The 18384-nt window shown below is 36.2% G+C and carries 10 protein-coding genes and 1 pseudogene; 5 read left to right on the forward strand and 6 right to left on the reverse strand.

Annotation, left to right across the window (positions count from 1 at the left end):
* Nucleotides 1-17: 17 nt before the first annotated feature.
* From ACJ5H0_RS03735 to ACJ5H0_RS03745, 3 genes are all read right to left on the reverse strand, one after another.
* On the reverse strand, nucleotides 18-1502 hold the full coding sequence (locus ACJ5H0_RS03735) for an LTA synthase family protein (RefSeq protein WP_411247356.1): 1485 nt from the start codon (nucleotides 1500-1502) through the stop codon (nucleotides 18-20).
* Between the two features lie 100 nt (nucleotides 1503-1602).
* On the reverse strand, nucleotides 1603-5088 hold the full coding sequence (locus tag ACJ5H0_RS03740; RefSeq protein ID WP_411247359.1) for a glycosyltransferase family 117 protein: 3486 nt from the start codon (nucleotides 5086-5088) through the stop codon (nucleotides 1603-1605).
* Between the two features lie 177 nt (nucleotides 5089-5265).
* Complete coding sequence (locus ACJ5H0_RS03745; protein WP_411247363.1) at nucleotides 5266-8751, reverse strand: glycosyltransferase family 117 protein; 3486 nt, start codon at nucleotides 8749-8751, stop codon at nucleotides 5266-5268.
* A gap of 224 nt (nucleotides 8752-8975) precedes the next feature.
* On the opposite strand from ACJ5H0_RS03745, the gene ACJ5H0_RS03750 reads away from it, so the two are divergent.
* The 4 genes from ACJ5H0_RS03750 to ACJ5H0_RS03765 all read left to right on the forward strand — a co-directional run bounded on the left by ACJ5H0_RS03750 (nucleotide 8976) and on the right by ACJ5H0_RS03765 (nucleotide 14228).
* Nucleotides 8976-10013 (forward strand): PLP-dependent cysteine synthase family protein, encoded by a 1038-nt coding sequence (locus tag ACJ5H0_RS03750; protein WP_273648147.1) that lies wholly within the window; start codon nucleotides 8976-8978, stop codon nucleotides 10011-10013.
* A gap of 80 nt (nucleotides 10014-10093) precedes the next feature.
* Nucleotides 10094-11365: an aminotransferase class I/II-fold pyridoxal phosphate-dependent enzyme gene (locus ACJ5H0_RS03755; RefSeq protein WP_172279656.1), complete on the forward strand. Its 1272-nt coding sequence runs from the start codon at nucleotides 10094-10096 to the stop codon at nucleotides 11363-11365.
* 137 nt (nucleotides 11366-11502) lie between these two features.
* Nucleotides 11503-11964, forward strand: a complete 462-nt coding sequence (locus ACJ5H0_RS03760; protein ID WP_411247366.1) for a glucosaminidase domain-containing protein — start codon at nucleotides 11503-11505, stop codon at nucleotides 11962-11964.
* A 74-nt stretch (nucleotides 11965-12038) separates the two neighbouring features.
* Complete coding sequence (locus ACJ5H0_RS03765) at nucleotides 12039-14228, forward strand: B12-binding domain-containing radical SAM protein (RefSeq protein WP_411247369.1); 2190 nt, start codon at nucleotides 12039-12041, stop codon at nucleotides 14226-14228.
* 113 nt (nucleotides 14229-14341) lie between these two features.
* Here ACJ5H0_RS03765 and ACJ5H0_RS03770 read toward each other — a convergent pair whose 3' ends face one another.
* The 3 genes from ACJ5H0_RS03770 to atpD form a co-directional block, all read right to left on the reverse strand.
* Complete coding sequence (locus ACJ5H0_RS03770) at nucleotides 14342-15160, reverse strand: hypothetical protein (protein ID WP_411247372.1); 819 nt, start codon at nucleotides 15158-15160, stop codon at nucleotides 14342-14344.
* Between the two features lie 79 nt (nucleotides 15161-15239).
* Complete coding sequence (locus ACJ5H0_RS03775; protein WP_172278362.1) at nucleotides 15240-15521, reverse strand: FoF1 ATP synthase subunit delta/epsilon; 282 nt, start codon at nucleotides 15519-15521, stop codon at nucleotides 15240-15242.
* A gap of 89 nt (nucleotides 15522-15610) precedes the next feature.
* Nucleotides 15611-17119, reverse strand: coding sequence for a F0F1 ATP synthase subunit beta (atpD, locus tag ACJ5H0_RS03780; RefSeq protein WP_172278364.1), 1509 nt, complete (start codon nucleotides 17117-17119; stop codon nucleotides 15611-15613).
* A gap of 321 nt (nucleotides 17120-17440) precedes the next feature.
* Here atpD and ACJ5H0_RS03785 point away from each other — a divergent pair.
* A pseudogene (locus tag ACJ5H0_RS03785) lies at nucleotides 17441-18369 on the forward strand (bifunctional riboflavin kinase/FAD synthetase).
* The last annotated feature ends 15 nt before the right edge of the window (nucleotides 18370-18384 follow it).

Here is an 18384-nt window from a genome sequence, read left to right on the forward strand (position 1 = left end):
TTGAGAGCAACTACGTGTTACTTAATCCTAACGTACAAATTATAATCCGTTCCGGAAGGTTTAAGACGATAAATCTTTTCCATAATTGTATTTTCACTTTTTAGATGGTCTTTTATCCTGAATTCTTCCAATAATCTGTAGTGAGTTTTATAATATTCCGCATCTTTTCCTTTAAATAAGTCATTATAAGAAAGCAGATATTTTGGTTTTCTGTTTTTAACGGTGTTGATCCAGTAATTGGCTTTATCTTTCTTGATTTCGGTCTGAATCTGTTTATCCACCAAACCAACTTCATCAATTGTCTTCAACCCAGAAAAATAAGGTACATATCCTGCTGGTTCTAGTAAGATCCACTGATTTTTATCTTTTTCATAAAAGTTTAAGGAAGTTCCGATCGATCTTCTGTAATTCCATTCTCCGTTGCCCGTTGCAATAGAATGTATGGTCTGGAAAATCATCATAGGAACGATATAAATAATAATCAATAAAAACAGCCATAGATCTCTTTTGACCTTTTGTTCGAGCACAAAAATAAGGACCGGGACAAAAAGTAAAATCTGAGGAACCCAGTAATACCAGTCGAATAAACTTTTCTGAGAAAGAAAGACCAGTTGCTTCACCCATCCAAAAATGAAAATCATCCATAAGAAATAATTCCTCTTTTCTCTTTGGCGGACCAGAAAAACAAAACAGGCCAATTCAAAAAGCAGCACAACGATTGTAAACGGATTAAAATCGCCGGGTAATTTGAGCATTCCCCAGAAGTTTCCGTAGTTAGAAATAAAATATTCCACATCCTGCCCGAATGTAAAATTCTTATCATAAAGTAGTTTTTTAGCAACAATGGTATTGTTAACCCATTCTCCAAAATAAAACCAATTGAACGCCAGGGCAAAGGAAATCCCCAGTATTCCACCTAAAATGTAGCTCCATCGTATTTTCTTATTCCAGAATATATCGACCAGAAATACAATACCTAAAAAAATAACAGTATCAATTCTTGTAAATAAAATAAGGATAGGAAGTACAATAAATGCCCATTTCTTTTCCTTTTTAAAACCATAATACAGCAAAGCCATTTCAAGGAAGAAGAGAAGCCCGTATTCCATTCCCAGAATTGAAATTTTTATTGAAGGTGGTAAAATTCCAAACAGAAAAATAAAAACAGCTTTATGCCATGGATTTTTTAAAAGCAGATGAGATAAGAATAAACTTCCTATTGTAAATAATATGGAGTTGAAAATAAGAAGAGGTTCAATAAAGTATTCTTTACCGAAAATAAGGTTGAACAGGTAGGAAACAAAAACATACAGGTGCGTTGTAGATGCCGATATTTTTGTATCTCCGTTAAACCCTATTACTCCATAATCCATTAAATTCTGTGCGACCCGCCAGGTGATGAATGCATCCTCCTGAATATGGTGCGTCAGTAAGAAAAGGAGCTTAAAAACCACTGTAAAAATTACAGCATAGATTGGAAGTTTAGTTGTTCTTTCAGACATTGTGCTTCTTTAATGCCACAAATATAACCTTAAAAATTTATGAATACAATAACAAAAAAACGGAACCGAAGTTCCGTTTTAAGTATGTTTTGAAAGCCCTTTATTGGGTAGCTTTCATAATCGCTGTTGTAATCTGCTGTTCTTTTTCTTTGGAATAAGTAGAATCAAAAGGTTTCATAATATCAAATAAGTACTGATAGAACGGAGTGATTCTTTGTACATTTTCAGATTCATTCATCGCTTTTTCCTTACCCATTTGCTGGAGGCCTTTAATGAATACATTGAACTTTTTATCTATAGGCTCTATCGACTTCACAAGATAATCATATGCTTTATCTTTCAGCCCAATAGCTTTGTATGCAGAAGTTACAGCAGAAACCACAAGAGAATATTCCATAGGTTTAGATCCCATTTGTCTTCTCAGGTATCTCTGATCACCAGGGCTAAGGCTTAAATAGTAATCATATTCTTCAAATATTCCTTTCTTAAGAACTTCTGCCAATTTTAATCCTTTTTGTTCCTGTCCTGCTACAATATATCCGTACACAATTGAACTTAATGAGCGTGGATCATTGTATTTCTCCGTCGGGATCTCTTTTGCGGCAAGATCTAACAATTCAATTGCTTTATCTTTCTGTCCGGCGGATGATAAAGCTCCTACAGCTCTGCTGACTGTTGATCTGTAATATATAATATTGGATGTTGCAGTTTCATCATAATGATTGGTAAGATCTTTAAAATTACCCCATTTGAAGTTTTTAACCACATTGTATAGAGAGTTGGCGTCTACCCTTCCCATATCTCCATCGCCGCTAGGTGGCGTATGAATAGGAACCAATCGGTAACTGAAACCATCAAATTGTAAATAATCATCCAGATAGAAAATATTTTCACTGTCATAAATTCCACCTGAGGAGAAGTTAATCGGTCTTTTCCAATCAAAATTGGCAAAAATATCGAACATCATAAGGTTTCCCTTAAAAAGAGTATTCGCTTTATAATCGATCATAATCTGATTTACAGTATTAGGAAGATCACTTGGATTGATAATCCCTGCTTTTAAAGCATTTTCCTTGTTGACAGGTAAAATAAATTTATTCACTGGTAAGAAGTTGTATTTCTCGTAATGTGCCTCTCCGAAGATCATTTTAAGAATTTCATCCTTTTCAGGAGATTTCATCTTGATGAAATTGATTGCTTCTTTTAAAGTCATGGAATCCTGGGTAAGATATTTTCTAAAAGCCTGGAATTCCGTTTCAGGCGCTCCATGTTCTTTAAGATTTTCAAAAATATTCTGCCAGTCTTCTTTTTTCATAATGTAAACCTGATCGTTCACACCATCTTTATAATCATCACGAGTAAGTTCCCCAGGGATTGGATTGGCGTTATAGGTTTTTCTCTTTACCTGATCACAGTACCAGGGAGTAGCAAGCAATGTAAAGTTGACCGTTTTTACATCATCACGGAAATTTTCGGTTTCCTGAATCGCCCAAACAGGAAAGGTATCATTATCTCCATAAAGAAATATAATATCCTCTTTGGGCAAAGACTTCAGAAATGAGTAGGCATAATCGTGTGCTGCTGATTTACGGCTACGGTCATGCGTATTATAATTCTGAAATCCCATCATAAAAGGTATACCCAGTAAAACCACTCCCGCAACAATATTCGCTGCACCGGACTTTACTTTAGATTGTAAGAACCATAAAATAGCACCCGCTCCTAAACCTATCCATATAGCAAAAGCATAGAATGAGCCTACCATCGCATAATCTCTTTCTCTAACCTCAAAAGGTTTTACTCCCGTATAAAAAACAATTCCGGCACCTGTGAGAATAAACAATGACAGCAATGCATAAAACCTCCCAAAATCCCTGTTAAGCTGGAAGAAGAATCCGATTAATCCTAAAATAAGGGGTAAGAAGAAAAAGGCAACCGTGCTTTCATTTTTAAATTTAGCAGGCATCTTATCCTGATTTCCCCACATGGCATTATCTATAAAAGAAAATCCGGAAATCCAGTTTCCATTGGTACTTTCCATATGTCCTTCTCTGTCGTTTTGCCTTCCTACAAAATTCCACATCAGATATCTTACAAAGTAATATCCGTTCTGGAAAGTAATGAAGTAATCCATATTCTGAGCCAGAGAAGGCTTCTGAACATTAATAAGATCGTATGGCTTTACTTTCAGGTAATCTGCTGCCGTAATCGTTTTATCTTCGTATTTCTTTCTCAGTTCATTGAAGATCTCTTTTGCCTGAGGATTATCTGCCACATCTTCATTTCCATAATTGAAGGTGAAGTCAGGAGCCCCATACATTGAAATATAGTTCGCCATAACATCTTTATCTTCGTTAAACATTCTGGGCATTAAACTTACCTGGGACTTACTGAAAACATAGTTAAAACGTTCTCCTGTTTTTCTATAGGTTCCTGTTTTTTCATCCTTTTCATAAATGTCGCCGGTTTTCTTTGTTTTAAAACTTCCGTCTTCATTTTTCTCAATTCCGTTGGCATCAAGGAAAGCGGTATAGTTTTGCCCGTAAATTGTCGGCCAGTCTCCATATTGAGCTCTGTTATAATAATCAAGCATACCGATAGCCGTATCGGGATCATTCAGGTTCATTGGCGGGTTTGCGTTAGCTCTGATTGGAATGACCATCCAACATGAGAAGCCGATTACCATATAAACAATTGATAATGCTACGGTCTGATAAATGCTTTTTTTACTTTTTCTCGCATATTTAATCATGAAATAGCATATTGCTACCATAAGAATAAAAGCAGCAATTGTTCCTGAATGGAAAGGAAGTCCCAAACCATTGACGAAGAATATCTCTAGTTTACCAAACATCGTCATGATGAGTGGGAAAATAATTTTAAATACAATAATCAGAATCCCCAACGTGATCAGATTTGCCCAGATGAAATTTTTCCACGTGAACTTATAGTTTCTGGCGTAGTATACCAGGCAGATTGCGGGAAGAGATAACATACACATCATGTGTACACCTACTGAAAGTCCAACGATAAAGAAAATAAGAATGATCCATCTTTCATTGTCCGAAGTGTTATACTCATTTTCCCATTTGGTGATCAGCCATACCAAAAGCGCAATAAACATCGAAGCCATGGAATACACTTCCCCTTCAACCGCCGAAAACCAAAAAGTATCGGAAAATGTAAAACACAATGCGCCTACTACCCCGGCAAAAAGAATCGAAATTTCCTGATGTTTGGTTACTTCTTCAAAATCTTTATTCAGTAATCGTCTTACAAAATGCGTAATGGTCCAGAATAAAAACAAGATCGTAAAAGCACTGAACGTAGCAGACATTGCATTGATTACGATAGAATAATTTTCGCCTTTTCCTAATGCAAAAATGGCCGCTACAGCGCCCACAATCTGGAATAAAGCAGCCCCGGGAGCGTGCGTTACCTCTAATTTTACTGCAGAAGATATGTACTCACCACAGTCCCAAAAGCTCAAATAATGTTCTATCGTTGATAAATAAGTAATAAATGCAATGACGAAAATCACCCATCCTAAAACGGTGTTCCATTGCCTGAAAGTCCAGTTTTTCATATAATATATCAGTTTATCTTTGCCTACAAATTATTAAGCGGTCAAGGATTATTTTCCAGTGATATCTTTAATAATATAGCTATTCTCTGTAAGACATTTAACCACTTAATTTTATTACATCCAAAGCAAAAAAAAAACGGAACCGAAGTTCCGTTTTAAGTATGTTTTGAAAGCCTTTTATTGGGTCGCTTTCATAATCGCTGTTGTAATCTGATGCTCTTTTTCTTTGGAATAAGTAGAATCAAAAGGTTTCATAATATCAAATAAGTACTGATAAAACGGAGTGATTCTTTGTACATTTTCAGATTCATTCATCGCTTTTTCTTTACCCATTTGCTGAAGATCTTTGATGAACACATTGAACTTTTTATCAATAGGCTCAATAGATTTCACAAGGTAGTCGTATGCTTTATCTTTCTGCCCAATAGCGTTGTAAGCTGTAGTTACAGCAGAAACCACAAGAGAATATTCCATAGGTTTAGCTCCCATTTGTCTTCTCAGGTATCTCTGATCACCAGGGCTAAGGCTTAAATAGTAATCATATTCTTCGAATATTCCTTTCTTAAGAACTTCTGCCAGTTTCAATCCTTTTTGTTCCTGTCCTGCTACAATATATCCGTACACAATTGAACTTAATGAGCGTGGATCATTGTATTTTTCTACCGGAATTTCCTTAGCAGCAAGGTCCAGTAACTCGATCGCTTTAGCTTTTTCACCTTTTAAAGAAAGGGCTGCTGCTGCTCTGCTCGCTGCACTTCTATAGCTGATGATATTGGAAGTTGCGGTTTCATCAAAATGAGCATTTAAGTCTTTAAAATTACCCCATTTGAAGTTTTTCACCACATTGTACAGAGAGTTGGCGTCTACCCTTCCCATATCTCCATCGCTGCTAGGTGGCGTGTGAATAGGAATCAGTCGGTAGCTGAAACCATCCAATTGCAAATAATCATCCAGATAGAAAATATTTTCGCTGTCATATACTCCGCCTGAGGAGAAGTTAATCGGTCTTTTCCAATCAAAATTAGCCAGAATATCAAACATCATCAGGTTGTTCTTATAAAGAGTATTGGCTTTATAATCAATCATGATCTGATTAACAGTATTAGGAAGATCGCTCGGATTGATAATCCCTGCTTTTAAAGCATTCTCCTTGTTGACAGGTAAAATAAATTTACTCACCGGTAAGAAGTTGTATTTTTCATAACGCGCCTCTCCGAAGATCATTTTAAGAATTTCATCCTTTTCAGGGGATTTCATTTTGATGAAATTGATTGCTTCTTTTAGAGTAATGGAATCCTGGGTAAGATACTTTCTAAAAGCCTGGAATTCCGTAGAAGAGGCTCCTTGTTCCTGAAGGTTATTGAAGATATTCTGCCAGTCTTCTTTTTTCATCAGGTAGATCTGATCATTCACACCATCCCTGTAGTCTTCGTGAGTTAACTGGCTTGGAATGGCATTGGCATTATAGGTTTTTCTTTTTACCTGGTCAATGTTCCATGGTGTTGATAGCAAAGTAAAGTTGACCACTTTTACATCATCACGGAAATTTTCGGTTTCCTGAATCGCCCAAACCGGATATGTATCATTATCACCGTATACAAATAAAATATCCTCTTTTGGCAATGATTTTAATACGGAATAAGAATAATCATATGCTGTATACCGGTTACTTCTGTCATGTACATTATAGTTCTGGAATCCCATCATAAAAGGTATACCCAGTAAAATCACTCCCGCAACAATATTCGCTGCACCGGACTTTACTTTAGACTGTAAGAACCATAAAATAGCACCCGCTCCTAAACCTATCCATATAGCAAAAGCATAGAATGAGCCTACCATCGCATAATCCCTCTCCCTAGGTTCAAATGGTTTTACACCTGTATAGAAAATAATTCCAACGCTGGTAATAACGAATAATGATAATATAGCATAGAATCTTCCAAAATCCCTGTTAAGCTGGAAGAAGAATCCGATTAATCCCAAAATAAGAGGTAAAAAGAAAAAGGCAACCGTGCTTTCATTTTTAAATTTAGCAGGCATCTTATCCTGATTTCCCCACATGGCATTATCTATAAAAGAAAATCCGGAAATCCAGTTTCCTTTTGTATTTTCCATATTCCCCTCAAGATCATTCTGTCTTCCTACAAAATTCCACATCAGATATCTTACAAAGTAATATCCGTTCTGGAAAGTAATAAAGTAATCCATATTCTGAGCCAGAGAAGGCTTCTGAACATTAATAAGATCGTACGGCTTTACTTTCAGGTAATCTGCCGCTGTAATCGTTTTATCTTCGTATTTCTTTCTCAGTTCATTGAAGATCTCTTTTGCCTGAGGATTATCTGCCACATCTTCATTTCCATAATTGAAGGTAAAATCAGGAGCTCCATACATTGAAATGTAGTTCGCCATCACCGATTTGTCCTCATTGAACATTCTCGGCATTAAACTTACCTGGGACTTACTGAAAACATAGTTAAAACGTTCTCCTGTTTTTCTATAGGTTCCTGTTTTTTCATCCTTTTCATAAATGTCGCCGGTCTTCTTCGTTTTAAAGCTTCCGTCTTCATTTTTCTCAATTCCGTTGGCATCAAGGAAAGCGGTATAGTTTTGCCCGTAAATTGTCGGCCAGTCTCCATATTGTTCTCTGTTATAATAATCTAGCATACCGATAGCCGTATCGGGATCATTCAGGTTCATTGGCGGGTTTGCGTTAGCTCTGATTGGAATGACCATCCAACATGAGAAGCCGATCACCATATAAACAATTGATAATGCTACGGTCTGATAAATGCTTTTTTTACTTTTTCTCGCATATTTAATCATGAAATAGCATATTGCTACCATAAGAATAAAAGCAGCAATTGTTCCTGAATGGAAAGGAAGTCCCAAACCATTGACGAAGAATATCTCTAGTTTACCAAACATCGTCATGATGAGTGGGAAAATAATTTTAAATACAATAATCAGAATCCCCAACGTGATCAGATTTGCCCAGATGAAATTTTTCCACGTGAACTTATAGTTTCTGGCGTAGTATACCAGGCAGATTGCGGGAAGAGATAACATACACATCATGTGTACACCTACTGAAAGTCCAACAATAAAGAAAATAAGAATGATCCATCTTTCATTGTCCGAAGTGTTATACTCATTTTCCCATTTGGTGATCAGCCATACCAAAAGCGCAATAAACATTGAAGCCATGGAATACACTTCCCCTTCAACCGCCGAAAACCAGAAAGTATCGGAAAATGTAAAACACAATGCGCCTATTACCCCGGCAAAAAGAATCGAAATTTCCTGATGTTTGGTTACTTCTTCAAAATCTTTATTCAGTAATCGTCTTACAAAATGCGTAATGGTCCAGAATAAAAACAAGATCGTAAAAGCACTGAACGTGGCAGACATTGCATTGATTACGATAGAATAATTTTCGCCTTTTCCTAATGCAAAAATGGCCGCTACAGCGCCCACAATCTGGAATAAAGCAGCCCCGGGAGCGTGCGTTACCTCTAATTTTACTGCAGAAGATATGTACTCACCACAATCCCAGAAACTCAGCTTGGGTTCTATTGTTGATAAGTACGTGAAAAATGCAATGACGAAAATCACCCATCCTAAAACGGTGTTCCATTGCCTAAAAGTCCAGTTTTTCATAGTATAAAATCAATTACGCGAAAATAGGGCTTTTATATGATTTTATATCGATTTTAACAAATTTTTAAAATACTGGTGTGGTATTTGCGTTAATAAGTCTGTAACCATTGAGGAAGGAAAAATATCGATTTAAGTAATGACAGCTTAGAAATCAAACAAAAGTTTAGAAATTATTTATTTTTTTGTATTTTTGCCCTCAGATTTTTATTGAAAAATAGCAAATAATGAGTAATGTTTACGATAATATCCTTGGCCTAATAGGAAACACTCCTATGGTGAAGCTAAATACTGTAACGAAAGATATTCCTGCAACTGTTTATGCCAAGTTAGAATCATATAATCCTGGACATTCCACTAAAGATAGAATCGCACTTCACATTATAGAAAACGCTGAGAAAAAAGGTTTATTAAAAGAAGATTCTGTAATTGTAGAGACCACCTCAGGGAATACAGGATTCTCTCTTGCAATGGTTTGCATTATCAAAGGGTATAAATGCATTCTTGCTGTAAGTGACAAAACAAAACCTGAAAAGATTGCCTATCTTAAAGCTCTTGGAGCGGTAGTGTATGTTTGCCCTGCTAACGTACCTGCGAATGATCCCCGATCCTATTATGAGGTTGCCAAAAGAGTGGCTTCTGAAACACCTAATTCTGTTTATATCAACCAATACTTTAATGAGTTGAATATTGATGCCCATTACCAGACTACCGGACCGGAAATATGGGAGCAGACAGAAGGAAAAATCACACATCTTTTTGCATGTACAGGAACCGGGGGAACTTTATCCGGGTCAGCAAAATTTTTAAAGGAAAAGAATCCGAATATCAAAATAATAGGAGTAGATGCAGACGGATCTATTCTGAAAAGTTATCATGAAACCGGAGAAATCCATAAAGAAGATGTTCACCCCTATCAGATTGAAGGAATGGGAAAAAATCTTATTCCTGCCGCCTTACTTTTTGATAAAGTCGACCAGTTTGTAAGAGTGAATGATGAAATGTCTGCCTACAGAACCCGTGAAATAGCTCTGAAAGAGGCTATCATGGGAGGTTATACGACCGGAGCTGTTACCCAGGCGCTTATACAATATGCTCAATCTAACGAATTTTCAAAAGATGACCTGGTTGTATTAATTTATCCTGATCACGGATCAAGATACATTACCAAGGTATACAGCGACAAATGGATGGCGGAACAAGGTTTTGTAAACAATTGTGTTCACAACTACGATGAAGTTTTCAAGACAGAATTCATCAAATAGAAATAATTACCATACAAATCAAGCCTTTTTTGTAGATCACAAAAGGCTTTTTTTAATTAAATAAAATCACTTATAAAATGTTGGATATTTTTGAAAGAATAAAAGAAAATCCAGGACCTCTTGGACAATTTGCAGATTATGGAGAAGGCTATTTTATTTTCCCGAGACTTGAAGGGCCAATCGGACCTAGAATGCAGTTTCAGGGAAGAGAAGTCATTTTCTGGAGTGCTAACGATTATTTAGGATTATGTAATCATCCTGAAGTTTTGGAAGCCGATGCAAAAGCCGCTGCTGAATACGGGATGTTTTATCCAATGGGAGCAAGGGCAATGTCCGGGGAAACAGAACAGCATTTACAACTGGAAAGGGAGCTTGCTGATTTTGTTCAGAAAGAATCTGCTTATTTATTAAATTTCGGTTACCAGGGAATGGTTTCTACCATTGACGCTTTGGTTAGCAGAAATGATGTAATCGTATATGATGTAGATTCACATGCATGTATCGTAGACGGGGTAAGACTTCACTCCGGAAAAAGATTTACCTATAGACACAATGATATAGAAAGTCTTGAAAAAAACCTTCAGAGAGCAACAAAAGTAGCTGAAGAAACCGGTGGTGGTATTCTGGTAATTACAGAAGGGGTTTTCGGAATGAGAGGTCAGCAGGGGAAGCTTAAGGAAATCTGTGACCTGAAATCAAAATATAACTTCAGACTTCTTGTAGATGACGCTCATGGATTCGGAACTCTTGGAAAAACAGGAGCCGGAGCTGGAGAAGAACAAGGATGTCAGGATAAAATCGATGTATATTTCTCTACTTTCGCTAAGTCAATGGCAGGTTTCGGAGCTTTCATTGCCGGAGATAAAGAAATCATCAGATACTTAAAATTCAACTTAAGATCACAAATCTTTGCAAAATCCCTGACGATGCCAATGGTTATCGGAGGGCTTAAAAGATTAGAGCTTTTAAGAACAAGACCTGAAATTAAAGCTAAACTTTGGGAAAACACCTATAAACTGCAAAACGGTCTTAAAGAAAGAGGTTTCAACATTGGAGACAGTAATACTTGCGTAACGCCAGTAATGATGCAGGGAACACCGGTAGAAGCAACTCTTTTGGTTAAAGATTTAAGAGAAATTTACGGAATTTTCACATCTGTAGTTGTTTACCCGGTAATTCCTAAAGGAATGATATTACTAAGATTGATTCCAACAGCGTCTCATACAGATGCTGAGATCAATGAAACATTAGCTGCCTTTGAAGCTATTCACGATAAACTGGTGGGTGGTCATTATAAGGAGCAAGCTGATAATTATCTGAAGGAGAACAACGTTCAGTTTAAAGAAATTTAAAACAATACAAAAGGCCATTTGAAATACAATGGCCTTTTTATCTATAATCCACTTCTGAATGAGTGGTAAGTATCTGTCTTTTAATTTTTTAAAAGTCATTATTTTATCTAATAGATTGATATCAAAATAGATGTATTATGAGAAATTCTAGAAATATTAAAACAGCAATTATCGGCCTGTTTCTTACGCTTTTCTTTACAACAGCTAATGCCCAGCATTCTTATATAGATAACCATAAAGATATTGCAGCAGATCTCTCAAAACAATACGGGATTCCAAGCTCGATCATACTCGCGATAGCTATTGTGGAGTCCGGAGCCGGAACCAGCAAGGCTAGCAAAACCCTTAATAATCACTTTGGTATTTTGGGAAAGAACGATGTGAATAATTCTAAATTTAAAAGCTTTAGTACCGTTCGCGAAAGCTATGAAGCTTTTTGCCGTATGCTTTCTAAAAAGAAAATTTATACCCGGTTAAAAGATAATAACAACAGTAACGATTGGGTTAAAGCTATTGCTTCCACAGGTTATTCTACCAAACCTAATGAATGGATAAAGAAAATAAATTCTACCATTGCTAAATTCGGCTTACAAAAATAAGTTCAATTCATCTTTTACAGGCCATTAATTTTTTTGTATGATATAGATGTGATAATTTTGCAAAAAAATTCCTATTGAAAGATCTTCTTCTGATTACTCCGCCTTTTACCCAACTTAATACTCCTTATCCTGCCACGGCTTATATTAAAGGTTTTTTAAATACCAAAAATATTACCAGCTATCAGATCGATTTGGGGATTGAAGTTATTTTGGAACTTTTTTCAAAAGAGGGTCTTCAGAACATTTTTTCCAGGAAAATTGATCTTGAAAAGTTGTCAGAAAATACCCAAAGGATTTTCGCTCTAAGGGACGAATATGTAAAAACAATTGATCAGGTCATTCATTTCCTGCAAGGTAAAAATGCCACTTTGGCCCGCCAGATCTGTAGCATGAATTTTTTACCGGAAGCTTCCCGGTTCAATCAGCTGGATGATATGGAATTTGCTTTCGGAAACATGGGGCTTCAGGATAAAGCAAAACACTTGGCCACATTGTATTTGGAGGATCTATCTGATTATATTGTTGAAAATATAGATTCCGATTTTGGTTTCAGCCGGTATGCAGAACGCCTGGGGAAAAGTGCCAATTCTTTTGACGAGCTATATTCCAAATTATCAGACCGGCAAACATTTATTGATGATATCACATTAGAAATTTTAGCGGAAAAGCTACAGACCGTACAACCCAAACTTGTCTGTTTCTCTATCCCCTTTCCGGGGAATTTGTACTCCGCTTTTCGATGTGCCCAATACATCAAGAAAAATTTCCCAAACATTAAAACAGCGATGGGTGGTGGCTTTCCAAACACGGAATTAAGAGAAATAAAAGATCCCAGGGTTTTCGAATTCTTCGATTTTATTACTTTAGATGATGGCGAACTCCCAATTGAGCTTCTTTATAACCATCTAAATAACCCAACTGAAGAAGCCGAATTTAAAAGAACTTTCCTCATTGAGAACCATACGGTAACTTATAAGAATAACTCTAAACGACACGACTATAAACAGGCACAGGTAGGAACACCGGAATATACAGATCTTTTACTCGATCAATATATTTCAGTCATTGAAATTGCCAACCCAATGCACAGTCTGTGGAGTGACGGAAGATGGAACAAGCTTACAATGGCTCATGGATGCTATTGGGGAAAATGTACTTTTTGTGATATTTCGCTGGATTACATCAGAATCTACGAGCCTGTTTCTGCAAAAATCCTGGTCGACAGGATGGAAGAGCTGATTAAAGAAACTGGAGAAACCGGTTTTCATTTTGTGGATGAAGCTGCCCCACCCGCTTTAATGAGAGAAGTTGCGCTGGAAATTTTGCGCAGGAATCTCGTGGTGACCTGGTGGACCAATATCCGTTTTGAAAAGAGTTTTACCCGAGATCTTTGTTTTTTACTGAAGCTTTCAGGTTGTGTTGCTGTTTCAGGAGGACTGGAAGTAGCCAGTGACCGTCTTTTAAAATTGATTGATAAAGGGATTTCCGTTGATCAGGTGGCTCAGGTTACAAGAAATTTCACTGAAGCCGGTATAATGATTCATGCTTACCTTATGTACGGCTACCCTACCCAAACTGTACAGGAAACAATTGATTCACTCGAAATGGTGCGGCAGCTCTTTGAAATGGGAATTCTGCAAAGTGGATTCTGGCATCAGTTTGCCATGACGGCTCATTCTCCGGTGGGTTTACATCCTGAAGAATTTGGCGTTACTCCTATTAAACAGGAGATTTTATTTGCCAATAACGATATTGATTTTACAGATAAAACAGGAATTGACCATAGTAAATTCAGTTTCGGATTAAAAAAATCGCTTTTCAATTATATGCACGGAATCAATTTTGATATCCCATTACAGGATTGGTTTGATTTTAAAATTCCCAAAACAACCATTCACCCCAATTATATCCACGATTGCCTTTTAGAAGAAGATAATTTTGTTTTTAAAGGAAACTCAAAGGTTATTTTTATGGACAGAAATGTTGTTGCCGAGAATTACATAAAAACAAAGAAACAAAATTCGTGGGCATATACACAACTGACATTCCATTTAAAAACAAATATCGTAAAAATAGATCTGGAGCAGCCAAAAGCAGAATGGCTCATGAAAGTGCTTGCGGAAAACGCCATTGAAAATGCAAAAAAGACAACCCTGCAACAGCTTAAAATTCAGTTTGAAGAGAACTTCGAGGATTTTGAACTGTTCTGGTTTTCAAAACCTATACAGCAACTTAAAGATAATGGTGTCATTTTAAGTTTGTAGTTTCTAATTGAGAAGTCTACCGGGATCTTTAGCTGATCCAAATTTTGATTGATTTTTATAAATGAATCAAACCCGGCATTCCATAGACAATTAAATTATTAAACACTAAACTTTTATTTCTCTACACCATCTTTTACGACCTGTCCTACAACAACCTTTTCCTGAATTTTAATAAAATTCGGATCTAAAATTGCCATCCGTTCTGCAATAGTTTTATAGGTCGGAAATTTTAAAATTGAAGCCCTTCCGGACATTTCCCTGTACAATGTAAAACTTTTTCCACCGGCTGTTTTGATCTGCTTGGTAGTGGTAATGTATTTGCCAATATATTTGCTCTTGGCATCATAGATTTCAATATCTACAAATGTTTTCTCAGCAATCTTATCATCAGATCCGAAGCTTACCGGCAAATTCGTAAAATATCCGACCGGGACACCATTGCTGAGAATTTCCCCTACATTGTTGACTTCAATTTTCATTTTGTCAATTTTACTCCGTATGGAATAAGCATCCTTGGTTTTAGTATCGAGTTTTCTTTTGGGTGTATTTTGAAAAAGCTCATCTAAATTCTTAACATTAATACCTTTGTTATCAATTATCTTGAGGTCTTTTATACAAGTATATACTGCAGATCTTTCTTCACCGGAAAAGGCCGAAGGAGAGCTGTAATCCAACTCAATGGTCTTATCCCTGTTGTATACTCTGTTCAATTTTATGTAACTGTCCCTTACAGAATCCACGACGCTTTTATCAACAAATTCTATTGTATAAATAGGCGTCTCCTTCAGATCCATAAAAGTGTACTCACTTGATTTATTTGAAATTTTAGCAACATGTACTCCATCAAGACTTATAATACCCCTTTTGGTTTTAAAATTCTGGGCGTTTAACACAATTCCCATCATCATAAACAACATGATCATACTCTTCATAAAATCAGATTTACATTACATAAAAAAAAGTGTAACCAAAGTTACACTTTCTTGAAAATATATTTAGCTTTTCATTTAATTACTCACAAAGGATAATTCCTTTATTATGATTAAATTCTACAACACCGCTTTTGATAGAATAAGAAAAAACAGAATCTTTTTCATTCTCTCTGGTAAGGTTCTTGGCATAAGCTTCATCGACAGAATTCACAAACAGCTTTACTTTACCATTAATTAATGAAGAAACGATTCCTGCGTGGTTTTTCATGATGTGAAATTCACCATTTTTTCCCGGAAGTAAAACAGAGTTTACCTCGCCTTCAAAAACTACGTATTCTGGTGTTAAAATTTTTATATTCATTTTAATTTAGATTAAAAGATTTCAGATCTCAGATTTCAGACAACCTTTAAAGTCTCATGTCTAGTATCTGATATCTCATGTCTAACTTATTAAGCGTTATCAGCTAACATTTTTTGTCCTGCTGCGATAGCTTCTTCGATAGTCCCCTTCAAGTTGAAAGCGGCTTCTGGTAAATGATCAAGTTCTCCATCCATAATCATGTTGAATCCTTTGATGGTGTCTTTAATATCTACCAATGAACCAGGGATACCTGTAAACTGTTCAGCAACGTGGAAAGGCTGAGACAAGAATCTCTGAACTTTTCTTGCACGGTAAACAACAGATTTATCTTCTTCAGAAAGTTCTTCCATACCAAGGATCGCAATGATATCCTGAAGAGCTTTGTATCTCTGAAGAATTTCTTTTACTCTCTGAGCACAGTTATAATGCTCTTCTCCGATAACTTCCGGTGCAAGGATTCTTGAAGTAGAAGCCAATGGATCTACCGCCGGATAGATACCTAAAGAAGCAATTTTTCTATCTAGTACTGTAGTTGCATCCAAGTGAGCAAATGTAGTTGCAGGAGCCGGGTCAGTTAAGTCATCCGCAGGTACATATACTGCCTGTACTGAAGTAATGGATCCGTTTTTAGTAGATGTAATTCTTTCCTGCATCGCTCCCATCTCAGAAGCAAGCGTCGGCTGGTAACCTACCGCAGATGGCATACGTCCAAGAAGTGCAGATACCTCTGAACCAGCTTGTGTAAAACGGAAGATATTATCTACGAAGAATAGAACGTCTCTACCTTGTCCACTTTCTCCTCCATCTCTATAGTACTCAGCTAATGTAAGACCAGAAAGGGCTACTCTCGCTCTTGCACCTGGTGGCTCGTTCATCTGTCCGAAAACGAATGCAGCTTTTGAATCTTTCATCGCTTCTAAATCTACTTTAGAAAGATCCCAACCACCATTTTCCATAGAGTGCATGAAATCGTCACCATATTTGATAATTCCTGATTCCAACATCTCTCTCAAAAGGTCATTTCCTTCTCTCGTTCTTTCACCTACTCCGGCAAAAACTGAAAGACCTCCGTGTCCTTTTGCAATATTATTAATCAACTCCTGGATCAATACTGTTTTACCAACACCGGCACCACCGAACAATCCAATTTTACCTCCTTTTGCATAAGGCTCAACTAAGTCGATTACTTTAATACCTGTAAATAAAACTTCTGCAGAAGTTGACAACTGATCAAATTTCGGAGCTTCTCTGTGGATAGGTAATCCATTTTCTTTAGAGATATTCTGAAGCCCGTCGATAGCATCACCAACAACGTTGAATAGTCTTCCGTTTACAGCCTCACCAATCGGCATTGTAATAGGATTTCCATATCCGATTACTTCCTGACCTCTTGTAAGACCATCTGTAGCATCCATTGCGATACATCTTACCGTATCTTCACCAATATGTTGTTCTACTTCTAAGACTACTTTTTCACCGTTTCCTTTAGTAATTTCTAACGCGTCATAAATACTTGGAACTGCTTCCACATTATTAAAAACTACGTCGATTACCGGACCAATAATTTGAGAAATTTTTCCTTTAATTTGGTTTGCCATTGCTAAATTTTTTCTTGGTGCAAATATAATGATTCTTCATAAACCCACAATTGGTAAAAAAAAGATTTTTATCATGCTTTTCTGATCAGATGAACAGAATCGGAAATCAAAATTCAGGTACAAAATTCACTGTTAAAAATCTCAAACAGGCTGATTAAAATTTAACAATTGATAATTTATACTGTTATTCATTCACAAAAATTAAAATTGACAACAATTCTCAGACTGCAAATTATCGAAATTGTTCATTGAAAATAACTCTTACTATATAATAATAGATAATTTTAAAGGTTTTATATTTGCAGTCAAATTTTTTCCGTTTTGAAAGTTTTCAAGAATTTTAATGACTATTCCGCGCAAAAGCCTTTAGCACTGTCTTTAGGAATGTTCGACGGGGTACATTTGGGACATAAATGCATTATTGATGAACTAAAAAAAAATAGGGGCAGAAAACCAGTTGGAAACTGCTATCCTTACTTTTTGGCCACATCCAAGATTTGTTTTTAATCCCAATGAAGATTTAAAACTTTTAAATACCCTGGAAGAAAAAAAAATTGTTGGTTGATAAATATGGGATCAATAATTTGTTTTTAAAAGAATTTGATGAAGAATTCAGAAATCTTACAGGAGAAGAGTTTGTTCGCCAGATCCTTATAGATAAGCTGAATGTAAAATACCTTATTATAGGATACGACCACTCTTTTGGAAAAAATAAAAGCGGAAATTTTGAACTTCTCCAAAAACTGTCTAAAGAATTGGATTTTGAAGTGGAACAAATGGAAGCCATCAATATCCACGAAAATAATATAAGTTCTACCAAAATCAGAAATGCTCTCTTAGCGGGAAATATTGTAGAAGCTAATGAAATGCTTGGCTACTCCTACTCTGTTTCAGGAAAAGTAGTTCATGGCAAGAAAATAGGAAGAACTATTGGCTATCCTACCGCTAATATTAGTACCGAATCTATTAAGTTATTGCCTAAAAAAGGAGCATATATTGTTGAAGTTTATATTAAAGGACAGCCATATAAAGGAATGCTCAGTATAGGAACCAATCCTACTGTAAACGGCGACGCACTAACGGTTGAAGTGTATATCCTAAATTTCAACGAGGACATCTACGATCAGGAGATCACTGTAAAATTCAGGGATTTTCTTCATGATGAAATCAAATTCGAAGGTCTTGAAAAATTGATCGAAAGATTGGATGAAGATAAAAGACTTACTGAAGAATTTGATTTTAAAAAATAATAAAAGCTTACAAAA

The sequence above is a fragment of the Chryseobacterium proteolyticum genome, assembly GCF_046591535.1.
In the GTDB taxonomy this organism is placed as follows: domain Bacteria; phylum Bacteroidota; class Bacteroidia; order Flavobacteriales; family Weeksellaceae; genus Chryseobacterium; species Chryseobacterium proteolyticum.

Bases quoted from the DNA above. Each gene is read 5' to 3' on its own strand.
- ACJ5H0_RS03735 (WP_411247356.1), bottom strand. From the start codon at position 1,502: ATGTCTGAAAGAACAACTAAACTTCCAATCTATGCTGTAATTTTTACA.
- atpD (WP_172278364.1), bottom strand. From the start codon at position 17,119: ATGGCAAACCAAATTAAAGGAAAAATTTCTCAAATTATTGGTCCGGTA.
- ACJ5H0_RS03760 (WP_411247366.1), top strand. From the start codon at position 11,503: ATGAGAAATTCTAGAAATATTAAAACAGCAATTATCGGCCTGTTTCTT.
- ACJ5H0_RS03775 (WP_172278362.1), bottom strand. From the start codon at position 15,521: ATGAATATAAAAATTTTAACACCAGAATACGTAGTTTTTGAAGGCGAG.
- ACJ5H0_RS03750 (WP_273648147.1), top strand. From the start codon at position 8,976: ATGAGTAATGTTTACGATAATATCCTTGGCCTAATAGGAAACACTCCT.
- ACJ5H0_RS03745 (WP_411247363.1), bottom strand. From the start codon at position 8,751: ATGAAAAACTGGACTTTTAGGCAATGGAACACCGTTTTAGGATGGGTG.
- ACJ5H0_RS03770 (WP_411247372.1), bottom strand. From the start codon at position 15,160: ATGAAGAGTATGATCATGTTGTTTATGATGATGGGAATTGTGTTAAAC.
- ACJ5H0_RS03740 (WP_411247359.1), bottom strand. From the start codon at position 5,088: ATGAAAAACTGGACTTTCAGGCAATGGAACACCGTTTTAGGATGGGTG.